This window comes from Pediococcus parvulus (assembly GCF_007990205.1).
Lineage (GTDB): Bacteria > Bacillota > Bacilli > Lactobacillales > Lactobacillaceae > Pediococcus > Pediococcus parvulus.
Genome location: NZ_BJWE01000106.1, coordinates 1 through 746, shown reverse-complemented (window position 1 = coordinate 746; position 746 = coordinate 1). Strand labels below are relative to the sequence as shown.

The following is a 746-nucleotide window of genomic DNA, read 5'->3' as shown; positions in this document are numbered from 1 at the left end:
TCATTGAAGTTCCCACACTAAACAATGAAAGAGGTTTTCGTCTTGGTGCAAGAACAGCTTATCACATCTCACGTAAAGGGTCATCATTTAACTCCAATTGAGCGAGGCAGAATTGCTGGCTTACTTTCTGCAGGCAAATCTGCTCGTCAAATTGCCGCTGAAATTGGTGTCTGTCATCAAACTATTAATAATGAGCTTAAGCGTGGCCGCATTCAACAGGTAAAGAAACTCAATGGTAAAGAACAGTACTTTAGCGTTTATGCGCCTGATACGGCCCAAGTTCGGTATCAAACGAATCGACAACGCTGTCATCGACCTCTAAAATTTAAATTTGTTACTAACTTTCTGGCTTACTTTGATGATCATTTCCACCAAGATGATTGGTCACCTGATGCAGCAGTCGGCTTCGCCCACCAACAACATCTGTTTAAGCGCACGGAGATGGTTTGTACGAAAACTCTCTACAACTATATCGATGCGCAATTGTTAGAGATCCGTAATCTTGATTTGGTGGAGAAGGCTAACCGCCGTACTAACCATCACTGGTCAAACAAGCATCGACGTTTAGCTGGTAAAAGTATTGAGGAACGTCCTAAACGTGTCGACAAACGCAAGGAATTCGGCCACTTTGAGATTGATACTGTAGTTGGTAAACGCAGTGGACATGAAAGTGTATTATTGACCTTCACGGAACGTAAAACTCGTTATGATATTGTTCGCTTGATTGAAGGCAAAGATGCTGATTC

1 protein-coding gene is annotated in these 746 nt (G+C 42.4%); it reads left to right on the top strand.

Annotated features, from left to right (window positions below):
- Window positions 1-24 precede the first annotated feature (24 nt).
- Window positions 25-746, top strand: a 722-nt coding sequence (locus PPA04_RS09515) for an IS30 family transposase (RefSeq protein ID WP_147206831.1), incomplete at its 3' end; no start/stop codon positions are given.